Annotated in this window: 19 protein-coding genes; 17 read left to right on the top strand and 2 right to left on the bottom strand. The window is 58.4% G+C overall.

The annotated features are described in order from the left end of the window. Positions 1–5 precede the first annotated feature (5 nt). The 15 genes from PNAP_RS17410 (at position 6) to PNAP_RS17345 (ending at position 18,538) form a co-directional block, all read left to right on the top strand. Positions 6–1,280 carry a flippase gene (locus PNAP_RS17410; protein WP_011802855.1) on the top strand — a complete coding sequence of 425 codons (1,275 nt, stop codon included), beginning with the start codon at positions 6–8 and terminating at the stop codon, positions 1,278–1,280. Positions 1,281–1,399: 119 nt separating this feature from the next. Next, a complete protein-coding gene (locus tag PNAP_RS17405) occupies positions 1,400–2,662 on the top strand; it encodes a hypothetical protein (RefSeq protein WP_011802854.1) in 1,263 nt (420 codons plus the stop codon). Between the two features lies 1 nt (position 2,663). After that, positions 2,664–3,596 (top strand): glycosyltransferase family 2 protein, encoded by a 933-nt coding sequence (locus PNAP_RS25835; RefSeq protein ID WP_011802853.1) that lies wholly within the window; start codon positions 2,664–2,666, stop codon positions 3,594–3,596. A gap of 18 nt (positions 3,597–3,614) precedes the next feature. After that, positions 3,615–4,595, top strand: a complete 981-nt coding sequence (locus PNAP_RS25830) for an NAD-dependent epimerase/dehydratase family protein (protein WP_011802852.1) — start codon at positions 3,615–3,617, stop codon at positions 4,593–4,595. Between the two features lie 104 nt (positions 4,596–4,699). Further along, positions 4,700–5,857 (top strand): glycosyltransferase, encoded by a 1,158-nt coding sequence (locus PNAP_RS17395; RefSeq protein WP_011802851.1) that lies wholly within the window; start codon positions 4,700–4,702, stop codon positions 5,855–5,857. A gap of 169 nt (positions 5,858–6,026) precedes the next feature. After that, positions 6,027–6,974, top strand: coding sequence for a UDP-glucose 4-epimerase family protein (locus PNAP_RS17390; RefSeq protein ID WP_011802850.1), 948 nt, complete (start codon positions 6,027–6,029; stop codon positions 6,972–6,974). Continuing rightward, the gene (locus PNAP_RS17385; protein ID WP_011802849.1) at positions 6,971–7,531 is read left to right on the top strand and encodes a sugar transferase; all 561 of its coding nucleotides are present in this window, start codon (positions 6,971–6,973) and stop codon (positions 7,529–7,531) included. Before PNAP_RS17390 ends, PNAP_RS17385 begins: the two co-directional genes overlap by 4 nt. A gap of 131 nt (positions 7,532–7,662) precedes the next feature. Further along, complete coding sequence (locus tag PNAP_RS17380; protein ID WP_011802848.1) at positions 7,663–9,630, top strand: polysaccharide biosynthesis protein; 1,968 nt, start codon at positions 7,663–7,665, stop codon at positions 9,628–9,630. 149 nt (positions 9,631–9,779) lie between these two features. After that, complete coding sequence (gene argB, locus PNAP_RS17375) at positions 9,780–10,700, top strand: acetylglutamate kinase (protein WP_011802847.1); 921 nt, start codon at positions 9,780–9,782, stop codon at positions 10,698–10,700. A 229-nt stretch (positions 10,701–10,929) separates the two neighbouring features. Further along, positions 10,930–11,673 carry a TetR/AcrR family transcriptional regulator gene (locus PNAP_RS17370; RefSeq protein ID WP_011802846.1) on the top strand — a complete coding sequence of 248 codons (744 nt, stop codon included), beginning with the start codon at positions 10,930–10,932 and terminating at the stop codon, positions 11,671–11,673. Positions 11,674–11,698: 25 nt separating this feature from the next. Then, entirely contained in the window at positions 11,699–13,495 is a 1,797-nt protein-coding gene (locus PNAP_RS17365; protein ID WP_011802845.1) for an acyl-CoA dehydrogenase C-terminal domain-containing protein, read from the top strand. A 39-nt stretch (positions 13,496–13,534) separates the two neighbouring features. Beyond that, on the top strand, positions 13,535–15,967 hold the full coding sequence (locus PNAP_RS17360; RefSeq protein WP_011802844.1) for a 3-hydroxyacyl-CoA dehydrogenase/enoyl-CoA hydratase family protein: 2,433 nt from the start codon (positions 13,535–13,537) through the stop codon (positions 15,965–15,967). 1 nt (position 15,968) lies between these two features. Beyond that, positions 15,969–16,490 (top strand): DUF4442 domain-containing protein, encoded by a 522-nt coding sequence (locus PNAP_RS17355; RefSeq protein ID WP_011802843.1) that lies wholly within the window; start codon positions 15,969–15,971, stop codon positions 16,488–16,490. 22 nt (positions 16,491–16,512) lie between these two features. Further along, complete coding sequence (locus PNAP_RS17350; protein WP_011802842.1) at positions 16,513–17,712, top strand: acetyl-CoA C-acyltransferase; 1,200 nt, start codon at positions 16,513–16,515, stop codon at positions 17,710–17,712. 40 nt (positions 17,713–17,752) lie between these two features. Beyond that, the gene (locus PNAP_RS17345; protein ID WP_011802841.1) at positions 17,753–18,538 is read left to right on the top strand and encodes an enoyl-CoA hydratase; all 786 of its coding nucleotides are present in this window, start codon (positions 17,753–17,755) and stop codon (positions 18,536–18,538) included. A gap of 190 nt (positions 18,539–18,728) precedes the next feature. Here the strand turns inward: PNAP_RS17345 and PNAP_RS17340 are convergent, their stop codons facing one another. After that, positions 18,729–20,390: an L-lactate permease gene (locus PNAP_RS17340; RefSeq protein ID WP_041376782.1), complete on the bottom strand. Its 1,662-nt coding sequence runs from the start codon at positions 20,388–20,390 to the stop codon at positions 18,729–18,731. A 225-nt stretch (positions 20,391–20,615) separates the two neighbouring features. Further along, positions 20,616–22,031 carry a phospholipase D-like domain-containing protein gene (locus PNAP_RS17335; RefSeq protein ID WP_011802839.1) on the bottom strand — a complete coding sequence of 472 codons (1,416 nt, stop codon included), beginning with the start codon at positions 22,029–22,031 and terminating at the stop codon, positions 20,616–20,618. 243 nt (positions 22,032–22,274) lie between these two features. Between PNAP_RS17335 and PNAP_RS17330 the strand changes: the two genes are divergently transcribed. Continuing rightward, positions 22,275–22,799 carry a phasin family protein gene (locus PNAP_RS17330; RefSeq protein ID WP_011802838.1) on the top strand — a complete coding sequence of 175 codons (525 nt, stop codon included), beginning with the start codon at positions 22,275–22,277 and terminating at the stop codon, positions 22,797–22,799. A gap of 116 nt (positions 22,800–22,915) precedes the next feature. Continuing rightward, entirely contained in the window at positions 22,916–23,410 is a 495-nt protein-coding gene (locus PNAP_RS17325) for a thioesterase family protein (RefSeq protein WP_041377398.1), read from the top strand. Position 23,411 lies beyond the last annotated feature (1 nt).

The following is a 23,411-nucleotide window of genomic DNA, read 5'->3' as shown; positions in this document are numbered from 1 at the left end:
GGCCTATGTCGCTACGACGCAATACGCTCTGGAATCTGGCTGGAACCGGGCTTCCCCTTTTGCTGGGGCTTGTCACAATCCCTTATCTCATCAAGCATGTGGGCGTTGAAGCGTTCGGGATTCTTACGCTGGTCTGGGCGCTGATCGGCTATTTCAGCTTATTCGACTTTGGCTTGGGACGGGCACTGACGCAACAAGTGGCCGTTGCGCGTTCAGCGGGACTTCAGCAGTCCCTGCCAAGCTTGGTTAAGACGGGACTCTGGTTCACGACGGCTACAGGATTGGCGGGTGGATTGCTTCTTGGGGCATTAGCCAATCAATTGGCCGTACATTGGCTCAACGTCAGCCCCTCGTTGCAGTCCAGCACCTCGCAAGCCTTGCTCGTGGCGGCCATCGGGATACCCTTGACAACAGTGACGACTGGCCTGCGGGGGATTCTGGAGGCATACGAAGATTTTCGGATGGTGAATCTATTGCGAATAGTGCTCGGGGCCGCAAATTTTGGTGTTCCTGCGCTGAGCGTCATGCTGCTAGGGCCATCCCTGGTAGGGATGGTGGTCGGCCTGATCGCCGCGCGGATTTTAGTCCTGGCTGCGCATGCGTGGCAAGTTCACAAGAAACTTCCCTCCGGCTGGCTGACGGCTAAGTTGAGTAAAGATAATATGCAGAAGTTATTGTCTTTTGGAGCATGGATGACTGTGTCAAATATCATCAGCCCAATGATGGTGACGGCTGACCGATTTTTCATATCCGGGATACTGGGTGCCAGCCTGGTGGCCTATTACACCGTGCCATTTGAAGCGCTAATTCGTGTACTGGTTATACCAAGCGCATTGACTTCAGCCTTGTTTCCAAGGCTTGCTTCGTTGGCAGCAACCAATCCGGAAGAAGCAAAACGGTTATATAAAAAATGCCTGAAGATGGTGGTTGCAGTGTTGCTGCCTATTTGTCTTGTGATCATGCTGGGGTCTCGATGGGGCTTGGCACTATGGCTTGGAGAGGAGTTTGCGATTCATGCATGGAAAATTGTCTGCATACTGGCAGTCGGGCTTTTTTTAAATGGAGTTGCTCATGTGCCCTTCGCCGCTATTCAAGCTGCGGGTGATGCGAGAGCGACAGCGCGCTTGCACATTTTGGAATTGGTCATCTATATACCAGTCTTGTTGCTTCTCATGAAAACGCTTGGACTTGCAGGAGCGGCTATTGCCTGGACTTTACGTGTTGGTCTGGATTTGATTTTTCTGATGATCTATAAAAATAAAGCAAGTAATCTATCGTAGATTATGTTGATGGTAAATTGTGAAAAGTGTTGACGTGTCTATGAGTATGAAGGCCACCCAACGTAATTCGCCATCTGAGACTGATCTGGAGGTCAAATTCTTCTGCTGTTGCTGCTCAAATGCTCCTGCTGTTGATTGAACTGATAGAACATGAGAGAGAAAAAGTGAATGCATTAATAGCCGTAAAAAATACATCAGGATATTTACCTGGCGCAAAGAGCGAAAAAAAAGATCAGTTTGTGATACTTTTTCTATTCTTCTTTTGTTTGTTTGTTGATCTGGGAGGTGTTCTTTATCTCAGGAATTTCGCATTTGTGATTTTAATGAGTGTTTTGTTGATTACTTTGTTGTCCAGTCCAGACGTATTCTTTGCTCCATTTTTGAGGCTGCCAATTTTGGTTTTATTCGTGATCTGGCCATTGATCGGAGTTTATCTTGGATTTTATAGGGGGGCAGAAAGTGCTCTCGTTATCCAAAATATTCTGGCTCTGATAAGTTTTCCGATTCTCATTATTTTTTTCTCTAATTATGAAATAGAAACTATTGTCACTGCCTTTACTACGGCCGCCACGATGCTGGGCGTTGTAGTGCTTTTGTTTTGGGTGTTACTGTATTTTGATAATTCGCTTGCGCACGTTGTTGCGGACAGTCTTGGTGCGGGCGAGGCAGGTTTTTTTGGTATTCGCGAAATTTCAGGAATTAACTTTCCTGTGGTTTATTTTAAAACCACGCTATTCTTCGTTCCTGCAACTATACTTTTGATACAGAATAATCGATTTTTCCAGGCCATGATTTTGCTCGCTGCTTTAATGGCTGCAACCTCGAAAACGGGATTTGTCATCGCTGCTCTGGCTGTGTGGATTTCGATTCTTCGACGTCAATCGTCCGTGGTGATTTTTTCAGCATTGTTTTTAACTGTGGTAGTTATAACGCTGATGGGTATCTATTTCAATGAAGTGATTTATGCCTTGTTCACGGATGAAGGTACATTAGTCACTCGGGTTGACCACTGGGATTCATTGCTGAATTTGTTTTTGGAAAATCCATCATATTTTTTGGTAGGGCAAGGTGCTGGTACAGTTTTTTACTCGACGGGGGCTGGTGATTTTGTGAATAATATTGAGTTGGATCATTTAAATAGCATAAGAAAATTTGGCATCCTCTGGTTTATTGGTTTTGCATCGTTTGTGTTTATCGTGATTTGGAGGAGCAGGCGGGTTCATGGGGTCGCTCTTGCATCCGCATTGACTGCAGCGTTTGTCGTGTGTGGAACAAATCCAGTGCTTTTGACATTAATGTTTTTTTCTATTCTGGCAATTTGTTATGTGGCAGTAACGCGAGATTTTTCGCCAAACTTTAACGTATTAGCCTCGGAGATTTGATATGAGTGGGTCGGTTGATATCCCGAGTGTTGCCGTGTTGCTTTCATCTTATAATGGAGAGCGTTATATTGAAGAGCAGATCAAGAGTATATTTAATCAAGAAAGTATTGCGGTCACGCTTTATGTTCGTGATGATGGTTCGTCTGATTCGACGGTAGCCATATTGAAAAAACTGACCGCCATATATCCTAATATGGTTCTGAATCTGGCGCATAACATTGGCTTTATTAAAAGTTTTTTCAACTTGCTTTCTAATGCACCAGAGGGATTTGATTTTTATGCGTTCGCAGATCAGGACGATGTTTGGCTGCCGTCCAAACTTTCTGCCGGTGCTGGAGCTTTAAAACTTCTGGGGCAGGGTGTGTCGGGGATGTATTGCAGTCGAACTGAATATGTAGATGCCTCGCTTGCACATTTATCATATTCTCCGCTCTATAGAAAAGAAAAAATCGGATTTGGCAATGCCCTGGTTCAGAATATCGCAACAGGCTGTACGATTGTCCTAAATCCGCCAGCAAGAAAATTGGTTGTTGATAAATTGCCAGAAAAATGTCTGGTTCATGACTGGTGGATTTACCTGGTTGTATCCGCTTTTGGTTGTGTAATTTTTGATGGCGTCCCGCATATCAAATACAGGCAGCATGGAGGAAATGTCATCGGAGCGTCTTCGTCATTTGTAAAAAACTCAATCAATAGGACGCGACGTTTTTTTGGTTCATTGCGACATAATAAAACATCTTTGCAGATTGCTGAATTTAATCGTATATTCAAATCTACAATGACGCCGGCTCAAATTGCTTGCGTCAATAAAATTTTGTCTGCACAGCAAGGAGTCTGGAGTCGATTCTTGCTGATATTTAATTATTTTTACTGGCGACAGAGTTTCATTGATAATGTGCTACTGCGCATTGTCATGTTGACTGGGCGATTTTAAGTATTTTAAAAATATCGTATGAAAATTGCTATTACAGGTGCGTCGGGATTTATTGGCAATTCTCTTTGCAGTGAATTGCTTTCCATGGGTCATGAAATTTCAGTTTTAACTAGAAAATCCGAATTTTCAATGGCTTCTGTAAAGGCTGTTAAAGGAAATCTGCTTTTGGATGGAGATGATTTGCAGGCGTTGGTAGATGGTGTTGATGCAATCTATCATTGTGCCGGTGAGATCAAAGATGAATCCTTGATGGCTGAATTGCACATAGGTGGAACCAGGCGGATGCTTGATGCCGTGCGCGAGTCCATCAAAAAAAATAGAAAGCCTGTACATTGGATTCAGTTGAGCAGTGTTGGTGCCTATGGTATTGATGGCCCAGATTCCCATCGTAAACGTATTATTAATGAGCAATCTCCGGAAAGCCCTTTAGGTATTTACGAAATCACAAAAACTGCATCGGATCAACTGGTTCGTGAGTTTTCCTCGCAAGAACCTTTGTTCAGTTTTACGATACTGAGACCTACAATAGTTATCGGCAGCAAAATGCCTAATGAGTCATTCCATGCAATGGCTCGTATGATAAAGCGTGGCTTCTTTTTCCGGGTAGGACGAAAAGAAGCGATTGCTAACTATGTGCATCTTGATGATGTTGTCGGCGCATTAATCAAATGCTTGAACGACTCCCGTTCGAAGGGCAGAGTATTTATCATTTCCAATGATTGTCCTCTTGCGGACGTCGTAGCAGCGTTTGCAGACAGTATGAGGGTTCCGGTGCCGAAATGGGTTATGCCTGAAACGCTTCTGCGTCTATTGGTCGGCATCGTTGGTCCATGGATGAGGCTGCCGTTAACAATCCAGCGTATAAATGCCTTGACGAGGCAAACACATTATTCTTCAAAATTGATATATGAAACCATAGGGTATGTGCCCTCAGCTTCCATTCCTGAAATAATTCCAAAATTAGTAGATGAGTCTGCCGAGAGATTGCTGCTGAATTAATGCTGATGATTTTTGGTTGACTGACATTGGATGGCTTGAGATCAGTAGTGAATATGACGTTGCTGCAACATTCATGAATTTCGGCAACTGCTGGGATATTTAAAATGACTAAAAAAAAGATTTGCATTGTTGCAACAGTTCCGTTTGCCATTATTGTTTTCATGCGGGAACATATCGCCAAACTTTCCCAATTTTATGAAATTACCTTGATTTCGAGCGGAGATGAATCTGAATTGATTGGCGTGTTGAATGATCGGGTGAAATTTATTTCCGTAAATATCGAAAGAAGAGTGTCAATTCTTTCAGATATTCTGGCATTCTATTCGCTGGTTCGGGTGTTTTATGTTCAGAGGTTTGATTGTGTTCACTCGCTCATGCCAAAATCAGCACTTTTGGCAATGCTGGCTGCCCGTCTGGTTAATACGCCAAGAAGAGTTCATATTTTTACAGGCCAGGTTTGGTCCACCAAGACGGGTCTAGCCAAGTTGGCTTTGAAATGGCTGGATCGCCTTTTATCTGCATGTGCAACGCATTTGCTTGCGGATAGCCCTTCGCAACGCGATTTCCTGATTGCTGAGAAAATCGCCAAACCCGGAAAGATAGAAGTGCTGGGAGAAGGGTCTATCAGTGGTGTGGATATTAATAGATTCAAGATGAATGAAGTGGAAAGATTAAATATCAGAAAAAAGTTTGGCATTGCTGAAAATGAGGTGGCTTTTCTTTACCTGGCGCGATTGACACGGGCCAAGGGAATTGTTGATCTGGTAGAGGCTTTTGTGGGTATCGCAAGCACAATGCCAGATGCACATTTGATTGTTATTGGGCCTGATGAAGAAGGTTTGCTATCGAAGTTGCAGGAGTCATGGTCAGCATTCAAGGATAGAATCCATCGGCTTGAATATACCCATCAACCTGAAAATTACATGTCGGCAGCAGATGTTTTTTGTCTGCCTAGTTATCGGGAAGGGTTCAGTTTGGCTACGATACAGGCTGCGGGGGTTGGCTTGCCTGCGATTGTTTCGCGTATTTATGGATTAACGGATGCCGTGCAGTCTGGTGTTACTGGAATATTTCATGAGGCAGGTAAAATCGCGCAAATTCAGGCGGCATTGAAGCTGCTGTATGCGGATACGAACTTGCGAAAAAAAATGGGTGAGGCTGCACAGCGTCGAGCATATGAGAACTTTTCACAGGATTTGGTCGTTGAGGAAATGCGCCTTTTTTATGAGAGAATTCTTGCTCCCCGGTCTGCGATTAAATAATGGTAATTTATCAGTGTTTATTTTAATTAATGAGTGGAAAATGAAATATGCGGGCTAATCACTCTGATGCATGCGTGGTTGGACTTGAACGCTATTCATTCATGAGTCAATCTGAAATTGAAATCAAAATAATTGACAGGATTAATTATTTGATGATTGAAAGTCGGCGATGATTCTACTCACTGGGGCAACTGGTTTTGTTGGCTTGGCCATATCTGAGCGAATTGTGAAGGACGGCGTGCATGACATTCGGGCAGTGGTGCGCAGACCTGAATCCCGGTTATCTCCTTGCATTGATAAAGTTGTTGTGCCTGATATTTCACTAAATGTGGATTGGGTTAATATTTTTGAATACGTTGAGGTGGTGATTCATGCAGCTGCCCGCGTACACGTCATGGCCGACAAGGCGGCAAACCCGCTGGATGAATTCCGCCGCGTCAATGTGCAGGGCACGCTGAACCTGGCTCGTCAGGCAGCGGCAGCCGGTGTCCGGCGCTTTGTATTCATCAGCTCCGTCAAGGTCAATGGCGAGGCAACGCAGCCGGGTCGCCCTTTCACTGCAGACGACGCGCCTGCACCGCTTGATGCCTATGGCATTTCCAAGATGGAAGCCGAGCAGGGGCTGCGCGAAATTGCGGCTCAAACCGGCATGGAGCTTGTCATCATTCGCCCGCCGCTGGTGTACGGACCGGGTGTCAGGGCCAATTTTTCCGCCATGATGCGCTGGCTCAGGCGCGGCGTGCCCTTGCCCCTGGGAGCCATCCACAACCAGCGCAGCCTGGTGGCGCTGGACAACCTGGTTGATCTGATCGTGACCTGCCTGACCCATCCGGCTGCGGCCAACCAGACCTTTCTGGTGTCCGATGGCGAAGATGTTTCCACCACGGAACTGCTTCGCCGCATGGGCCGGGCCATGAATCGCCCGGCGCGCCTGGTTCCTGTCCCGGCTGGCTGGCTGGAACAGGCGGCTGCGCTGGTGGGCAAGCGGGACATGGCCCAGCGCCTGTGCGGTTCGCTGCAGGTGGATATTCACAAAACGCGCCAGCTTTTGGGCTGGAAACCGCCCTTGAGCCTGGACCAGGGATTGAAGAAAGCCGCACAAGGCCTAGCCCCATGAAGCGAATGTTTGACCTTCTGCTTGCCCTGGCGGCGGCTGTTGTTCTGGCCGTGCCGGTATTGCTGGTCGCGGTATTGGTGCGATTGACCTCGCCCGGCCCGGCCCTGTACTGGTCTGACCGGGTAGGGCGGCACAACAAGATTTTCAAAATGCCCAAGTTCCGCAGCATGCGGGTCGGCACGCCCGCCGTGGCCACGCACCTGCTGGCCAACCCCAAGGCGCACCTCACGCCCATCGGCAGCTTTTTGCGCAAGAGCAGCCTGGACGAGCTGCCCCAGTTGTGGAGCATCCTGGTGGGCGACATGAGCTTTGTCGGTCCGCGGCCCGCGCTTTTCAACCAGCATGACCTGATCGAGTTGCGAACCCGGCTCGGCGTGCATGAACTGGTGCCGGGGCTGACAGGCTGGGCGCAGATCAACGGACGCGACGAGTTACCCATTCCTGACAAGGTCAGGCTGGATGTGGAGTATCTTCAACGGCAGTCGCTGTGGTTTGACCTGCGCATTTTGTGGCTGACATTTGTGAAGGTGCTTCGGCGCGATGGAGTGGCCCACTGACGGCATTCCATGGCTGAATGAATAAATGCCTTGTCAGCCCTGGTGGGGCCGGCGATGGATACAGTCAAGGCCGGGCGTACGGACTTTGTACGTTCCCTGACGGCTCTTGACGGTTAACTAAAGAAATCAACATGTTTTTTACCAGAGTAGTAGCAACGCCTTTGCTGGGCCTGCCTCGTCCCGCCAAGCGAGTGGTGGTCATCGCGCTGGATCTGCTCCTGACGCTGGTTTCAGTGTGGGCCGCTTTTTACCTGCGCATCGACCAGACAGGCCTGCCGCATGCGCAGCAGCCCTATGTTTACCTGCTCGCGCCCTTGCTGGCGATTCCCGTGTTTGTGCGTTTTGGGCTGTACCGCGCCATTTTTCGCTATACCGGCATGGCCGCCCTGGCCACCACGGCCAAGGCGGTCGCTGTGTATGCGCTGCTGTTCTTTGTCGCGCTGCTGTATTTCAAGTGGGACGGCGTGCCGCGCACCCTGGGCCTGATCCAGCCCTTGCTGTTGCTGCTGCTGGTGGGCATCAGCCGATCCATGGCCAGGTTCTGGCTGGCGGGCTGGTCGAGCAAGGCGCACCATGCGGCGGGCCGGCTCTTGATTTATGGCGCGGGCGAGGCCGGCGTTGAAACCGCCGCCGCGCTGGCGGTGTCGCGCCAGTTCGTGCTGCTGGGCTTCATTGACGACGACAAATCCAAGGCCGGAAGAAGCATCAACGACGTTGACATCATGGCGCCTGACGAGGTCGCCGAGGCGGTGGAGAACATGGGCGTGACCGACATCCTGCTGGCCATGCCGGCGCTGGACCGTGCGCGCCGCAATGAAATCATCGCCAGCCTGCGGGAGTTGCCGGTCCACGTCCGTACCTTGCCCGGCATGGTGAACCTGGCGTCGGGGCGGGTCACGATCCAGGATTTCCAGGAACTCGACGTTGAAGACCTCTTGGGGCGCCCGCCGGTGCCGCCCGACTCGACCTTGCTGGCGCGCAACCTGGCGGGCAAGGTGGTGCTGGTCACCGGGGCCGGCGGCAGTATCGGCAGTGAACTGTGCCGCCAGATCCTGCTGGAAAAGCCGCGCCAGCTGGTGCTGGTCGAACTCAGCGAGTTTGCCCTGTACACCATTCACCACGAGCTGGAGGGCTTGTGCAGCGAACATAACTTGCCCATGGAAGTGATTCCCCTGCTGGGCAGCGTCGGAAATTTTGGCCGCCTCAAAGAGATTTTCAATCTCTACCGGCCAGCCACGGTGTACCACGCAGCGGCTTACAAGCATGTGCCGCTGGTCGAGAGCAACCCGTCCGAAGGCGTGTTCAACAACGTCTTCGGCACCCTGAACACGGCCCGGGCCGCCATGGAAAGCGGCACGTCGCATTTTGTGCTGGTGTCCACCGACAAGGCGGTTCGCCCCACCAATGTCATGGGCGCGACCAAGCGCATGGCCGAGCTGGTGCTGCAGGCACTGGCGGCCAGCCCGTCGCTGCGCTTCGTTTCCCCGGACGGCTCCTACAGCGCCGAAGTCCAGAACCGCACCGTGTTTGCCATGGTGCGCTTTGGCAACGTGCTGGGCAGCAGCGGCAGCGTGGTGCCGCTGTTTCGCAAGCAGCTGCGCGACGGCGGCCCGCTGACGGTCACGCATCCGGAAGTCACCCGCTATTTCATGACGATTCCCGAGGCGGCCCAACTGGTGCTGCAAGCCGGCGCCATGGCCCATGGCGGCGACGTCTTTGTGCTGGACATGGGCAGCCCGCTGAAGATCGTCGATCTGGCCAGGCGCATGGCGCAACTGTCCGGCCTGAGCCTGCGCGATGAAAACAACCCCGACGGCGATATTGAAATCAGGATCACCGGCCTTCGCCCCGGCGAAAAGCTTTACGAGGAACTGCTGATTGGCGACAACCCCGAGCCGACTGCGCATCAGCGCATCATGAAGGCGCATGAGGATTTCGTGGCCTGGCCCGAACTGGCGCCGATACTGGCGGAAATCCGCCAGGCCGCCACCGTCAACAACGAGGCCGTCATGAAATCCATCATGAAGCGGCTGGTGCATGGCTACATTCCGCATACCGCCTGCCCGGCAAAAATTCCCGCGCAGGCTCGCGCGGAGTAAAGGAGTAAGCGGCCGGGTCCGAAGGTGGTTTTCGGGCGCGGCGGGTTCCTGAATTCCCAAGCGCTTCCGGTTGCAGGCGCTGCAGCCACAAAAATGTTCACGCCCATGCGGCACAATTTGCAGATTCCTCACTTCCAGGCCTGACGACCATGACCCACTCTTCCGTTAACGCTTCCTCCGACCCCGACCTGTCCCACATCGGCCCGCGCGACAAGGCTGAAATCCTGGCCCAGGCGCTGCCCTACATCCGCAAGTTCCACGGCAAGACGCTGGTCATCAAGTACGGCGGCAACGCCATGACCGATCCGGCGCTGCAGGCCGACTTTGCCGAGGACGTGGTGCTTCTCAAGCTGGTCGGCATGAACCCGGTGGTGGTGCATGGCGGCGGCCCGCAGATTGAAACCGCGCTGAACCGGCTCGGCAAGAAAGGCCATTTCATCCAGGGCATGCGCGTGACCGACGACGAAACCATGGAAGTGGTCGAATGGGTGCTGGCCGGCCAGGTGCAGCAGGACATCGTCGGCCTGATCAACCAGGCCGGCGGCAAGGCGGTCGGCCTGACCGGGCGCGACGGCGGCATGATCCGGGCGAAAAAGCTCACCATGCTGGACAAGGACGATGCCAGCAAGGAGCACGACATCGGCTTTGTCGGCGAGATTGTCAGCATCGACCCCAGCGTGGTCAAGGCGCTGCAGGACGACGCCTTCATTCCGGTCATCAGCCCGATTGGCTTTGGCGAGAACAATGAAAGCTACAACATCAACGCTGACGTGGTCGCCGGCAAGCTGGCGACCGTGCTCAAGGCCGAAAAGCTGGTGCTGCTGACGAATATTCCCGGCGTGCTGAACAAGGCCGGCGAGTTGCTGACCGACCTGACGGCGCGCGAGATTGACGAGCTGTTTGCCGACGGCACGATTTCTGGCGGCATGCTGCCAAAAATAGAAGGCGCGCTCGATGCGGCCAAGAGCGGCGTGAACGCCGTCCACATCATCGACGGCCGCGTGCCGCACGCGATGCTGCTGGAAATCCTGACCGACAAGGCCTACGGCACCATGATCCGTTCGCATTGAGCCGCTCAAGCGATGGAGCGGCCAGTTTCAAGGCCATTGTAAAAATGCTTTTGCTATTAAATTAATAGCTGATTACGCCCGTGTTCATTGCGCTGGAGCCTGAAAACTTCATTATTTCAGGCCTACCGGTCGGTTTTTACATGGGTGGCTGTCTCAGGGTTTACCCACGCACAGCTTAGCCCTTGTTTTGAGGCAAAATAGAACGACCGTTCTTTTATTGCCTCACTCCATGTCCGCCAGCCCACTTCCTGTCAAAAGCGTCCGTCCTTCATCCCGAAAGGCGGGTGCGTCCAAAAACCCGCAAAAAGGCCAGCAGACCAAGGCCGCCATCGTCGAGGCGGCGCTCGGCCTGGCCACCCACATCGGCCTGGAAGGCCTGAGCATCGGCGCGCTGGCCGAGGTCATGCGGATGAGCAAGTCGGGCGTCTTTTCCCATTTCGGCTCGCGCGAAGAACTGCAGATTTCGGTGATTCGCGAGTACCACGCGCGGTTCGAGGACGAAGTGTTTGCCCCGGCGCTCAAGCAGCCGCGCGGCCTGCCGCGCCTGCAGGCCATGTTCGCCAACTGGATGAACCGCACCTCGGTCGAAATCGATTCGGGCTGCATCTACATCAGCGGCGCGGTTGAATTCGACGACCGGCCCGGCCCGGTGCGCGACGCACTCGTCGATTCGGTGCGGACCTGGCTGGCCGCGATGCACCGGGCCGTGGTACAGGCCAGCGAGGCGGGTCATCTGTACCCGGATGCCGATGCGCAGCAGGTGGCCTTCGAGATCCATGGCCTGATCCTGGCGCTGCACTACGAAGCCCGCTTCCTGAAGACACCCGATTCCATCGCCCGCGCCAGGACGGGCTTTGCCAACATCCTGGCGCGCTATGGCGGCACGGCCGCGCCCGCCGAAGCGCCTGCCGGTTCCAGCGCCCCAGCGTCCTCAAAAGTTTTGCCGAAACCTTCCCCTTCCACACCCGCTTAACGTCAATCAACGCCCAAGGAATCCCATGCCCCAGTACAACCCACCCCTGCGCGACATGCAGTTCGTCCTGCACGAAGTGCTCAAGGTCACCGACGAGCTGCGGGGCTTGCCGCCGCATGCCGACATCGACGCCGACACCATCAATGCGGTGCTCGAAGAGGGCGGCAAATTCGCCGTTGAAGTCACCTTTCCGCTCAACATCAGCGGCGACGAGGAAGGCTGCACGCTCGACAAGACCACCCATGAAGTCACGCCGCCCAAGGGTTTCAAGCAGGCCTACGCGCAGTTTGTCGAAGGCGGCTGGGCGGCGCTGAGCTGCGACCCGGAGTACGGTGGCCAGGGCCTGCCCTTCGTCGTCAACCAGTGCTTCTACGAGATGATGAACTCGGCCAACCAGGCCTGGACCATGTACCCCGGCCTGTCGCACGGCGCCTACGAGGCGCTGCATGCGCACGGCACCGACGCGCAGAAAAAGCTCTACCTGCCAAAATTAGTCAGCGGCGAATGGACCGGCACCATGTGCCTGACTGAGCCGCATTGCGGCACCGACCTCGGGATGCTGCGCACCAAGGCCGAACCGCAGGCCGACGGCACGTTCAAGCTGACCGGCAACAAGATTTTCATCAGCGCCGGCGAGCACGACATGACGTCCAACATCCTGCACCTGGTGCTGGCCCGGCTGCCGGATGCGCCGCAGGGCAGCAAGGGCATCAGCCTGTTCATCGTTCCCAAGTTCAACGTCAATGAAGACGGCTCCATCGGTTCGCGCAACGGCATTTACTGCGGCGGCCTGGAGCACAAGATGGGCATCCACGGCAACGCGACGGCGCAAATCGTGCTGGAAGACGCCGTCGGCACGATGGTCGGCGCGCCCAACAAGGGCCTGGCCGCGATGTTCGTGATGATGAACGCCGCCCGACTGGGCGTGGGCAACCAGTCGCTGGGCCTGACCGAAGTGGCCTACCAGAATGCGCTGGCCTATGCCAAGGACCGCATCCAGATGCGTTCGCTCTCGGGCGTCAAGGCGAAAGACAAGCCGGCCGACCCGATCATCGTGCATCCCGACGTGCGCAAGATGCTGCTGACCGCCAAGGCTTATGCCGAAGGCGGCCGGGCGCTGGCGATTTACTGCACCTTGCTGCTCGACAAGGAGCTTTACCACCCGGATGAAAAGGTGCGCAAGGACTCGGGCGAGATCGTCGCGCTGCTCACGCCCATCGTCAAGGCCTTCCTGACCGACAACGGCCACATCGCCACCAACGCCTGCATGCAGGTGTTCGGCGGCCACGGCTACGTCAAGGAATGGGGCATGGAGCAGCTGGTGCGCGACAACCGCATCAACATGATCTACGAAGGCACCAACACCATCCAGTCGCTTGACCTGCTGGGCCGCAAGATTCTGGGCAACAACGGCGCGACGCTGAAGAAGTTTGGCAAATTGATTGGCGCGCTGATTGCCGAGGAAGGCGTGAACGAGAAGATGGCCGAGTTCATCAACCCGCTGGCCTATCTGGCCGACCAGATGACCAAGTTCACCACCGAACTGGGCTTCAAGGGTTTCCAGAACCCGGATGAAGTGGGCGCGGCGGCGGTCGATTATTTGCGCGTGGCCGGCCACCTGGTGTTTGGCTACTTCTGGGCGCGCATGGCGCAAACCGCGCTGCGCGAAATCGCTGCTGGCAATCCCGACCCGTTCTACCTCGGCAAGGTGCAGACGGCGCGCTTCTACTTCGCCAAGCTGTTCCCCGAGACCGCCACCTTGATGCGCACCGCGCGCAGCGGCAGCCGGGCGCTGATGGACACCGACGCCGCGCTGGCTTGAGTTCGGCGTCCCAAACCAGACACATCCAGAAAGAAATCCATGTCAAGTTTCCAGGTCAAGAAAGTCGCCGTGCTCGGCGCGGGCGTGATGGGCGCGCAAATCGCCGCCCATCTGGTCAACTGCCGGGTGCCGGTGGTGCTGTTCGATCTGCCGGCCAGGGATGGCCCGAAAAACGGCATCGTCAGCAAGGCCATCGAGGGCCTGAAAAAGCTCAAGCCCGCGCCGCTCGGTGTGGTTGAAGATGCGGCGCTGATCCAGCAGGCCAACTATGAAGAACACATGGATGTTCTGAAAGAGTGCGACCTGATCATCGAGGCGATTGCCGAGCGCATGGACTGGAAGACTGATCTTTATCACAAGATCGCGCCTTTCGTGGCCGAAGGCGCCATCGTCGCCAGCAACACCTCGGGCCTGTCGATCACCACGCTCAGCGAGGCGCTGCCGGACAGCCTCAAGCCGCGCTTTTGCGGCATCCATTTCTTCAACCCGCCGCGCTACATGGCGCTGGTCGAGCTGATCAACACGCCGACGACCGAAGCCGCCGTGCTCGACGACCTGGAAGCCTTCGTGACGACCGCGCTGGGCAAGGGCGTGATCCGCGCGCACGACACGCCCAACTTCATCGCCAACCGCGTCGGCATCGCCGGCATGCTGGCGACCATCCATGAAGCCGATGCCTTCGGCCTGACGTATGACGTGGTGGATGATTTGACCGGCAAGAAGCTGGGCCGCGCCAGTTCGGGCACCTTCCGCACCGCCGACGTGGTCGGGCTGGACACGATGGCGCATGTGATCAAGACGCTGCAGGACAACCTCGGCCCCGTGGGAAGTGGCAAGGTCGAAGACCCGTTCTCAGGCATCTACGGCACGCCGCCGGTGCTGGCCCGGCTGCTGGAGGCCAAAAGCCTGGGCCAGAAGACCGGCGCTGGTTTCTACAAGAAGGTCGGCCGCGACATCCTGCGGCTGGACCCGGAAAGCATGGACTATGTGGCCGGCGGCGCCAAGGCCGACGAAGTGGTCGGCCGCATGCTGAAAAAGCCGGCCGGCGAGCGCCTGAGCCTGCTGCGCCATGCCGAAGGCGCGGAGCCGCGCTTTCTCTGGGCCGTGCTGCGCGACCAGTTCCACTACGCCGCCGTGCACCTCGCCAGCATCGCCGAAACCGCGCGCGACATCGACTTTGCGATGCGCTGGGGATTCGGCGCGAAGCAGGGGCCGTTCGAACTGTGGCAGGAAGCGGGCTGGCTGCAGGTGGCGAACTGGATCAGGGAAGACATCGAAGCCGGCAAGGCGCTGAGCACCGCGCCGCTGCCCGACTGGGTGTTCAGCGGGCCAGTGGCTGAAGCCGGCGGCGTGCACACGCCCGAAGGCTCGTGGAGCGCCTCTGGCCAGAAGTTCATTGCGCGCCGCAAGCTGCCGGTCTATGCGCGCCAGCATTTTCCCGAGGATGTGCTGGGCGCCAACGCGCCCGCGTTCGAGACCGCCGGCACGACGCTGCACGAGGACGATGCGATTCGCCTCTGGACGCTGGACGGCGCGAACGGCGAAGCAGGCGACGTGCTGATCGCCAGCATCAAGACCAAGATGCACGCCATCAGCCCCGACGTGGCCGAAGGCCTGGCGCTGGGCGTTGAGCTGGCCGAGAAAGGCTACAAGGGCCTGGTGATCTGGTCCAACCACGAGATGTTCTCGGCCGGCGCCGACCTGCAGTCGATGCTGCCGGCCTTCATGATGGGCGGCGCCGCGATGATCGAAGGCGTCGAGGCCGAATTGCAGAAGGTGATGCTCAAGCTGCGCTATGCGGCCGTGCCGGTGGTGTCGGCGATTCGCGGCCTCGCCCTGGGCGGCGGCTGCGAGATGGCGGTGTATTCGGCCAGACGCGTGGCGGCCATGGAGAGCTACATCGGCCTGGTCGAAGTCGGCGTGGGCCTGGTGCCCGGCGCGGGCGGGCTGGCCTATATTGCGCGCCGCGCCGCCGAGAACGCGGCCAAATCGAGCAACAAGGACTTGCTGCCCTTCCTGCTGGAGGGCTTCACCGCCGCCGCCATGGCGACGGTCGGCACCAGCGCGCTGGAAAGCCGCAAGCTGGGCTATTTGCTCGACAGCGACGTGGTCGTGCCGAACAAGGACGAACTGCTGTTCGTCGCGCTGAACGAAGCGCGCGCGCTCCACGCCTCGGGCTACCGCCCGCCGCTGCGCCGGCTGTTCCCGGTGGCCGGGCGCAACGGCGTGGCGACCATCAAGGGCCAGCTGGTCAATATGCGCGACGGCGGCTTCATCAGCGCGCACGACTTTCACATCGCCAGCCTGATCGCGGGCGTGGTCTGCGGCGGCGATGTCGATGCCGGCACGCTGGTCACCGAGGAATATTTGATGACCCTGGAGCGCAAGGCCTTCTGCGCGCTGCTGGAGCACCCAAAGACGCAGGAACGCATCATGGGCATGATGAGCACCGGCAAGCCTGTCCGCAACTGACGTGGCCGAAATCAACACCGTCAATCACCCTCCCAACCGGCTGGAGCGCCAGCTGGACCGGCTTGTCGATGTGCCGGCGTTTGCACGCACCTGGTATCAAGGCGTGGTGCTGCGCCGTGCCGTGCCTTTCACCGGCACGGCGGGGCTGGACTTTCTGCAGATGAGCCGGGGGCGCGTCGAAATCGGCCTGAAGAACGAGAAGAAGGTCCAGAACCACATCGGCGGCATCCACGCGTCGGCCATGAACCTGCTGGCCGAAACCGCCACCGGCATGGTGGTCGGCATGAACGTGCGCGACGACTGCATTCCGCTGGCGAAGGAACTGAAGATGGTCTTTAAAAAGCGCGCCACGGGTGCGATGCGCGCGGTGGCCGTCCTCACGCCAGCGCAGCAAGCCCTGATGCAGGCCAGCGACAAGGGCGAAGTCACGGTAGCCGTCACCGTGACCGACGAGGCGGGCGTCGAGCCCGTCGAATGCGAATTTACATGGGCCTGGACGCCGTCCGGCCCCCGGAACAGCTAAAAGAATCAAAGGAATCTCAATCATGGCCAAACAAGTCCAGGAAGCCTACATCGTTGCCGCCACGCGCACGCCCATCGGGCGCTCGCACCGGGGATTTTTCCGCAATACCCGGCCCGACGACCTGCTGGTCAGCGTCCTCAAGGCCGCGCTGGCGCAGGTGCCGACGCTTGACCCGAAAGCCATTGAGGACATCATCTGCGGCTGCGCGATTCCCGAAGGCCCGCAGGGGCTGAACATCGCGCGCATCGGCGCGGTGCTGGCCGGCCTGCCGACCAGCGTGGGCGGCATCACCGTGAACCGTTTTTGCGCTTCGGGCCTGTCGGCCATCCAGATGGCCGCCGACCGCATCCGCGTCGGCGAGGCCGATGTGATGTTTGCCGCCGGCACCGAAAGCATGAGCATGGTGCCAATGTCGGGCAACTCGCCGTCGCTGTCGCCCGCCATGTTCGCCAACGACGAGAACGTCGGCATTGCCTACGGCATGGGCCTGACCGCCGAGAAGGTCGCGCAGCAATGGAAAGTCTCGCGCGCGGCACAGGATCAGTTTGCGTATGAATCCCACATGAAGGCGCTGAAAGCCCAGCAGGCCGGCGAGTTCAGCGCCGAGATCACGCCGGTCGAAGTGACTGACCGCACGGCCAACCTGGAAACCGGCGAAGTCATCGCCACCACGCGCACCGTGAGCCTTGATGAAGGCGCGCGCCCCGACACCACGCTCGAAGGCCTGGCCAAGCTGAAAACGCCGTTTGCCGCGCGCGGCTCGGTCACGGCCGGCAACAGTTCGCAAACCTCGGACGGCGCCGGCGCGCTGATCCTGGCCAGCGAAAAAGCGGTGAAGGAATTCGGCCTCAAGCCGCTGGCCCGCTTTGTCAGCTACGCCGCCAAGGGCGTGCCGCCCGAAATCATGGGCATCGGCCCAATCGAGGCCATCCCGGCCGCGCTGCGCTATGCCGGCTTGACGCAAAACGACATCGACTGGTTCGAGCTGAACGAAGCGTTTGCCGCGCAGTCGCTGGCGGTCATCAACACGCTGGGCCTGGACCCGGCGAAGGTCAACCCGATGGGCGGCGCGATTGCGCTGGGCCATCCGCTCGGCGCCACCGGGGCGATTCGCGCCGCCACGGTGATCCATGCGCTGCACCGCCATCAACTCAAATACGGCATGGTGACGATGTGCGTCGGCATGGGGCAGGGCGCGGCCGGCATCTTCGAGCGGGTCTGAAGCTGCGCGCGTTGACTTGAATCCTTTATCCTCCAGGCCTATGACTTCCAACCTTCAGACCCCCCCCGACATCCTGACCCATGTCGATGCCGGCGTGATGACCCTCACGATCAACCGCGTGGCGCGCAAGAACTCCATCACCGCCGCCATGTACGACGCCATGGCCGATGCGCTGGAGTCGGCCAACCACGACACGGCCGTGCGCGCCGTGGTCATCCAGGGCCATGAAACCATTTTTTCGGCCGGCAACGACATTGGCGATTTTTTGAACAATCCGCCCGCCACGTCCGACGCGCCGGTGTTTCGCTTCCTGCGCGGCATCAGCAGCTTTCCCAAGCCCATCGTCGCCAGCGTGTGCGGTCCGGCGGTCGGCATCGGCACCACGATGCTGCTGCACTGCGACCTGATTTATGCCGGCGACAACGCGGCGTTTTCCATGCCCTTCGTCAACCTGGGCCTGTGTCCCGAGGCGGCGTCGAGCTTTCTGGCCGTGCAACTGATGGGCTACCCGCGCGCCGCCGAGGCGCTGTTGCTGGGCGAGCCCTTCATGGCCGAGACGGCGCTGGAGATGGGGCTGATCAACCGCATCGTTCCGCCCGCCGAGGCCAATGCGCTGGCGCAGCGCCAGGCGCTCAAGCTGGCCGCCAAGCCGCTGGCCTCGCTGCTGGAAACCAAGCGCCTGATGAAAAAAGGAAACGCCGGCATGGTCGCCGAGCGCATGGCCGAAGAGGGCGCGAGCTTTGGCCGCATGCTGCACGAACCCGCCGCGCGCGAGGCCTTCAGCGCCTTCATGGAAAAGCGCCGGCCGGATTTTTCAAGCCTCTGAAGCATTTCTTGCCGGTTTTTGCGTAAAAAGTGCTGTTTACGCAAGCACAGCGGGCGTGAGTAGCTCATTAATTGATAGCAATTGCCGGGCCATGAAAAAAGCCGCCGTCGGAATTCGACGGCGGCTTTTTTGTCAAGGCAGTGGCGCATTCAGCGCGGCACATCCCCAGGCGCTTGAGCCTGCTGCGTGGTTAATGCACGACCATCAGCGTGAACGGCCAGACATAGGCCTGCAGGCTGACAAACAGGCCGACCAGGCAGGCCAGCACGACGGAGTGGATGAACACGTAGCGCAGGATGTCGCCTTCGTGGTTGAACCACTTGGTGGCGGTCGAGGCGACGACGATGGACTGCGCGTCGATCATCTTGCCCATCACGCCGCCCGAGCTGTTGGCCGCGCCCATCAGGTTGGGCGACAGGCCCAGCTGCTCTGCGGCCACCCGCTGCATGCCGCCGAACAGCACGTTCGAGGCGGTGTCCGAGCCGGTCATCGCCACGCCGATCCAGCCCATCAGCGTGCCGAAGAACGGATAGAACACGCCGCTGTTGGCAAACGCCAGGCCCAGCGTCGTGTCGGTGCCCGAGTAGCGCGTCAGCGTGCCCAGCGCCAGCATCAGCACAATCGTCAGCAGCGAATAGCGCACCAGCCACAGCGTGCGGAAAAAGGTCTTGGCGATTTCAATCGGGTTGTACTTCATGATCAGCGCGCTGATGATGGCCGAGATCAGGATGCCGGTGCCCGTGGCTGAGAGCAGGTTGAGCACGTAAACGGCCGATTCCTTGTGCGGTGTCGGCACCACGGGCGGCACTTTTTCGATCAGGTTGTGCAGTCCGGCCATCGGGAACGAGGGCGCGAAGATGCTGTTGAGCCAGGCCTTGACCGGCGGCAGGCCCCAGACGAAGACAAACACCGACAAGATCACCCACGGCGTCCAGGCGCGGATCAGCGCGGCGCGGTCATGAATGACGATGGGCGCTGGTGGCTTGGCTTCATGCGCGCTGACGTCGTGGCCCTTGAGCGACGGCGAGGTCCAGATTTTCTTGGGCTGCCAGACGCGCAAGAACAGCACCAGCGAGACCATGGAGACGATGGCGGCGATGATGTCCACCAGCTCGGGGCCGATGAAATTGCTGACCAAATACTGCGGAATGGCGAACGACAGGCCGGTCACCAGAATGGCCGGCCAGATTTCCATCATCGCCTTGCGCCCGGCAAACGCCCAGATCAGCCAGAACGGCACCATCAGCGAGAACAGCGGCAGCTGGCGGCCGATCATGGCGGTGACTTCCATCAGGTCGTAGCCGTGAACCTTGGCCAGCGTGATGACCGGCGTTCCCAGCGCGCCGAAGGCCACCGGCGCGGTGTTGGCGATCAGCGACAGGCCCGACGCAGCCAGCGGCGAAAAGCCCAGGCCGATCAAAATGCCGGCGGTCACCGCCACGGGCGTGCCGAAGCCCGCAGCGCCTTCAAAAAACGCGCCGAAGCAAAAGGCGATCAGCAGCAGCTGCAGCCGGCGGTCGGCGGTGATGCCCGAGAGCGAGTCCTGCAGTATCTTGAAGCTGCCGTTCTGCTCGGCCAGCTGCTGCAAGAAGATGATGTTCAGCACGATCCAGCCAATCGGCAGCAAGCCGGTGAAGCCGCCATACAGGGCAGCCCGGCCGGCCATGTCCGCCGGCATGCCGTAGGCAAACACCGCCACCAGAATGGCCGCGATCAGGCCCAGGCCGGCCGCGATATGCGCCTTGATGTGAAGAAAGCCAAGGCACACCAGCATCACCACCACCGGAATCGCGGCCAGCAGCGTCGAGATGAACATGTTGCCAAAGGGGTCGTATATTTGCTGCCACATGATGGCTTGTCTCCTGGAATGTAGGCGGCCGGCATGTTTTGCCTGCCTGGTTTTTTTAGGTGTTTGAGCTGGTGGCGCTCCTCCCGGCGGGCGCTTGCGTGCCCAGCCGTGGCCGAACTATAGGGAACAAAGCGCGCAGCAAGTTGAAACTTGGTGGTGTAAGGATTGCAAAAATTTCGCGCTCCAAAAACCTGTGGCCGTCAGGCTGCCGTCAGCTTTGCATGCAAGTCACAGCTGAAAGGCCAGCCAGCGGATCAGGCCTTCGCCGAATTCCTGCAGGGCGCGCGGAGCGTGCGCCTGGTAAGGCGTGGCGGCGGCGCGCTGCTGCTCGATCCACCGGGCAAAGCGCTGCACGTCGGCAGGCTTGAAAAAGGCAATCATCAGCTCGTAGTTCAGGAACAGGCTGCGCTCATCGAGGTTGGCCGATCCCGCCAGCGCCAGCTCGCCGTCGATCACCACGGCCTTGGCATGGATCATGGCCTCGGCCAGCCAGACATGGGCGCCGGCCGCCGACATGTCCCGCAGGGCGGCCGGGCGCGCCATGTCGGCCAGGCGGTGGTTGGACTGGCGCGGCAGCACCAGATCGACAGCAACGCCGCGCCGCGCTGCCAGCGTCAGCGCCATCAGCAGCGTGGCGTCGGGAACAAAGTAAGGCGTGACGACCAGGATGCGGCTGCGCGCCGTGAAGCAGCTCGAAATCAAGAGCGAATACAGCGTGTCCTCGGCCTGGTCGGGGCCGCTGGCCACCAGTTGCGCCCCGTCTGCCTCGGCGGGCGGCGCGAACTCTGCCAGGGGCGGCGCCGGCCGGCGGGCCTGGGTGGCAAAAGCCCAGTCCAGGTCGAAGCGCTGCTGCGCCTGCCGGGCCAGATCGCCTTGCAAGTCAAAGCTCAGGTCGATCCAGGGCATTTTTTGCGGCGTGCAGGCCAGGTCGCCGACAAAATATTCGGCCGCCAGGTTGCGTCCGCCCGACCACATGCGCTGGCCATCGGCAATCACCATCTTGCGGTGGTTGCGCAGGTTGGTGCGGCCGGGCAGCGGCGAGCGAAAAGGCGAGACAAACAGCGCCACCCGCACGCCGGCCGCCGACAGCGGCTTGAGGTCGGGCCGCCCGCCGAGGTACACGCCGATGCCGTCGATCAGCAGGCGCACCGTGACGCCGGCGCGGGATTGGCGGACCAGCAAGTCGATGACTTCACGGCCCAGCGTGTCGCGGCCCAGAAGAAAGGTGCAGACGTCGAGCGTGGAGCCGGCGCCCTGAATCACCGAGCGCAGCGCATCCAGGGCTTCCCGCCCGTCCTGGTGCACCGCCAGCTGCCGGCAGGACACCGCGTGCGGCAGGCCCATGGCCGCGGCAAGATGCTGGAAGCGCGGCGCCAGCGCGCTGGACGGGTTGGCGCTCAGGCACAAGGCGGGCGTGCTTCGCGCCGGTGCGCCACGCACCACCTTGCGGCTGCCGAACAGGATGTACAGCGGCAGCGCCAGGTAAGGCATGAGCGCCAGCGACACCACCCAGGCGATGGCCGCCGAAGGATGCCTGCGCTGGTGCCGGGCGTGGGACGCGATGACATACACCGCCAGCCCCGCCATGGCCAGCAGACCGTGCAGCAGCGTGAGCCGGCGGCTGGTCAGGAATTCAAGCAGCATGGCGTGTTGGTGCCGGGATGCAGCGTGGTTCGCTGTTTGTCATTTTGAAAGTCTAACCTTGAGGGAAATCAGCCTGCGCCCCAGGTCGGTTGCCGGCAGGCCAGCGTTGATTCCTGCGGCCCGAAAATTGGAGAATGTTCCCTAATTCCAACTGCAATCAAGGGACATTCTTGCATTCGGGGATGGGCGATGGTTTAATTGCTGCACTGCACCATTTTTTCAACCTTAACCAAGGATGCCACCATGAACTACTCCAACGACCAACTCATCGCGACGCAAAAATCCAGCGTGGAAGCCCTTGCCGGCTTGTCGGAAAAAGCGTTTGCCAGCTTTGAAAAGCTGGTTGAACTGAACATGGCCGCTTCCAAGGCGCTGCTTGGCGAGTCCATCAGCCACCTGCAAGCCCTGAGCGAGATCAAGGATCCCAAAGAGCTGCTGTCCCTGCAATCGGAGCTGGTCAAGCCAATGGCTGAAAAGGCTGCTTCGTACAGCCGTCACCTGTATGAAATCCTGTCCGGCGCCAGTGCCGAGTTCACCAAGACGCTCGAATCCACCAGCGCCGAATCGCAAAAAACCGTGACGGAACTGCTCGAAACGTCGCTGAAGAATGCGCCTGCCGGTTCCGAAGCGGCCGTCGCTGTCATCAAGTCGGCCATTACCGCCGGCAACACCGCCGTCGAAACCGCCCAGAAAAGCGCCAAGCAGGCCGCGCAACTGGTCGAGTCCAACATCACCGCGCTGTCTTCTGCTGCCACGAAAGCCGAGTAATCGTCTTTGATTGACCATCGGGGCCGCCAAGGCTCCGACAGCGCATGGCGGCACCTTCGGGTGCCGTTTTTTTTGGGGAAAACGCGCAGGGCGTGCGCTGCCGGACAATGCAGGCCATGACCAAAATACCGACCCATCCCGCAGCGCCCGCGCCAGAATTTGAAGCAGAGTTCATCACCGGACTCAAGGCCATCTTCGAAGAAAAAATCGTCTTCAACCAGCTGCTTGGCCTGAAGATCACGTCGCTCAAGGCCGACCGGGTCATCGCGCGCATCGACATGCGCCGCGAACTCATCGGCCATCCGGCCTACAACCGCATTCATGGCGGCGTCATCAGCGCCGGGCTGGACGCGATGGGCGGGCTGGCGGTGATGGCGGCCATCGGTGCGCGGCACATGGACGAAACCCCGGCGCAGCGCCTGCAGCGCTTTCACAAGCTCGGCACGATTGACCTGCGCGTGGACTACCTGCGCCCCGGCATCAGCGACCACTTCGAGCTGCGCGCCGAGGTGTTGCGGCTCGGCTCGCGCGTGGCGAGCACGCGCATGGAGTTTCTGGGCGCCGACGGCAAGCTGTTTTCGACGGCGGCGGCCGCCTACATCGTTTCCTGAT

It is taken from the genome of Polaromonas naphthalenivorans CJ2 (assembly GCF_000015505.1).
Lineage (GTDB): Bacteria > Pseudomonadota > Gammaproteobacteria > Burkholderiales > Burkholderiaceae_C > Polaromonas > Polaromonas naphthalenivorans.
This window is presented reverse-complemented; position numbering and strand designations above follow the sequence as displayed.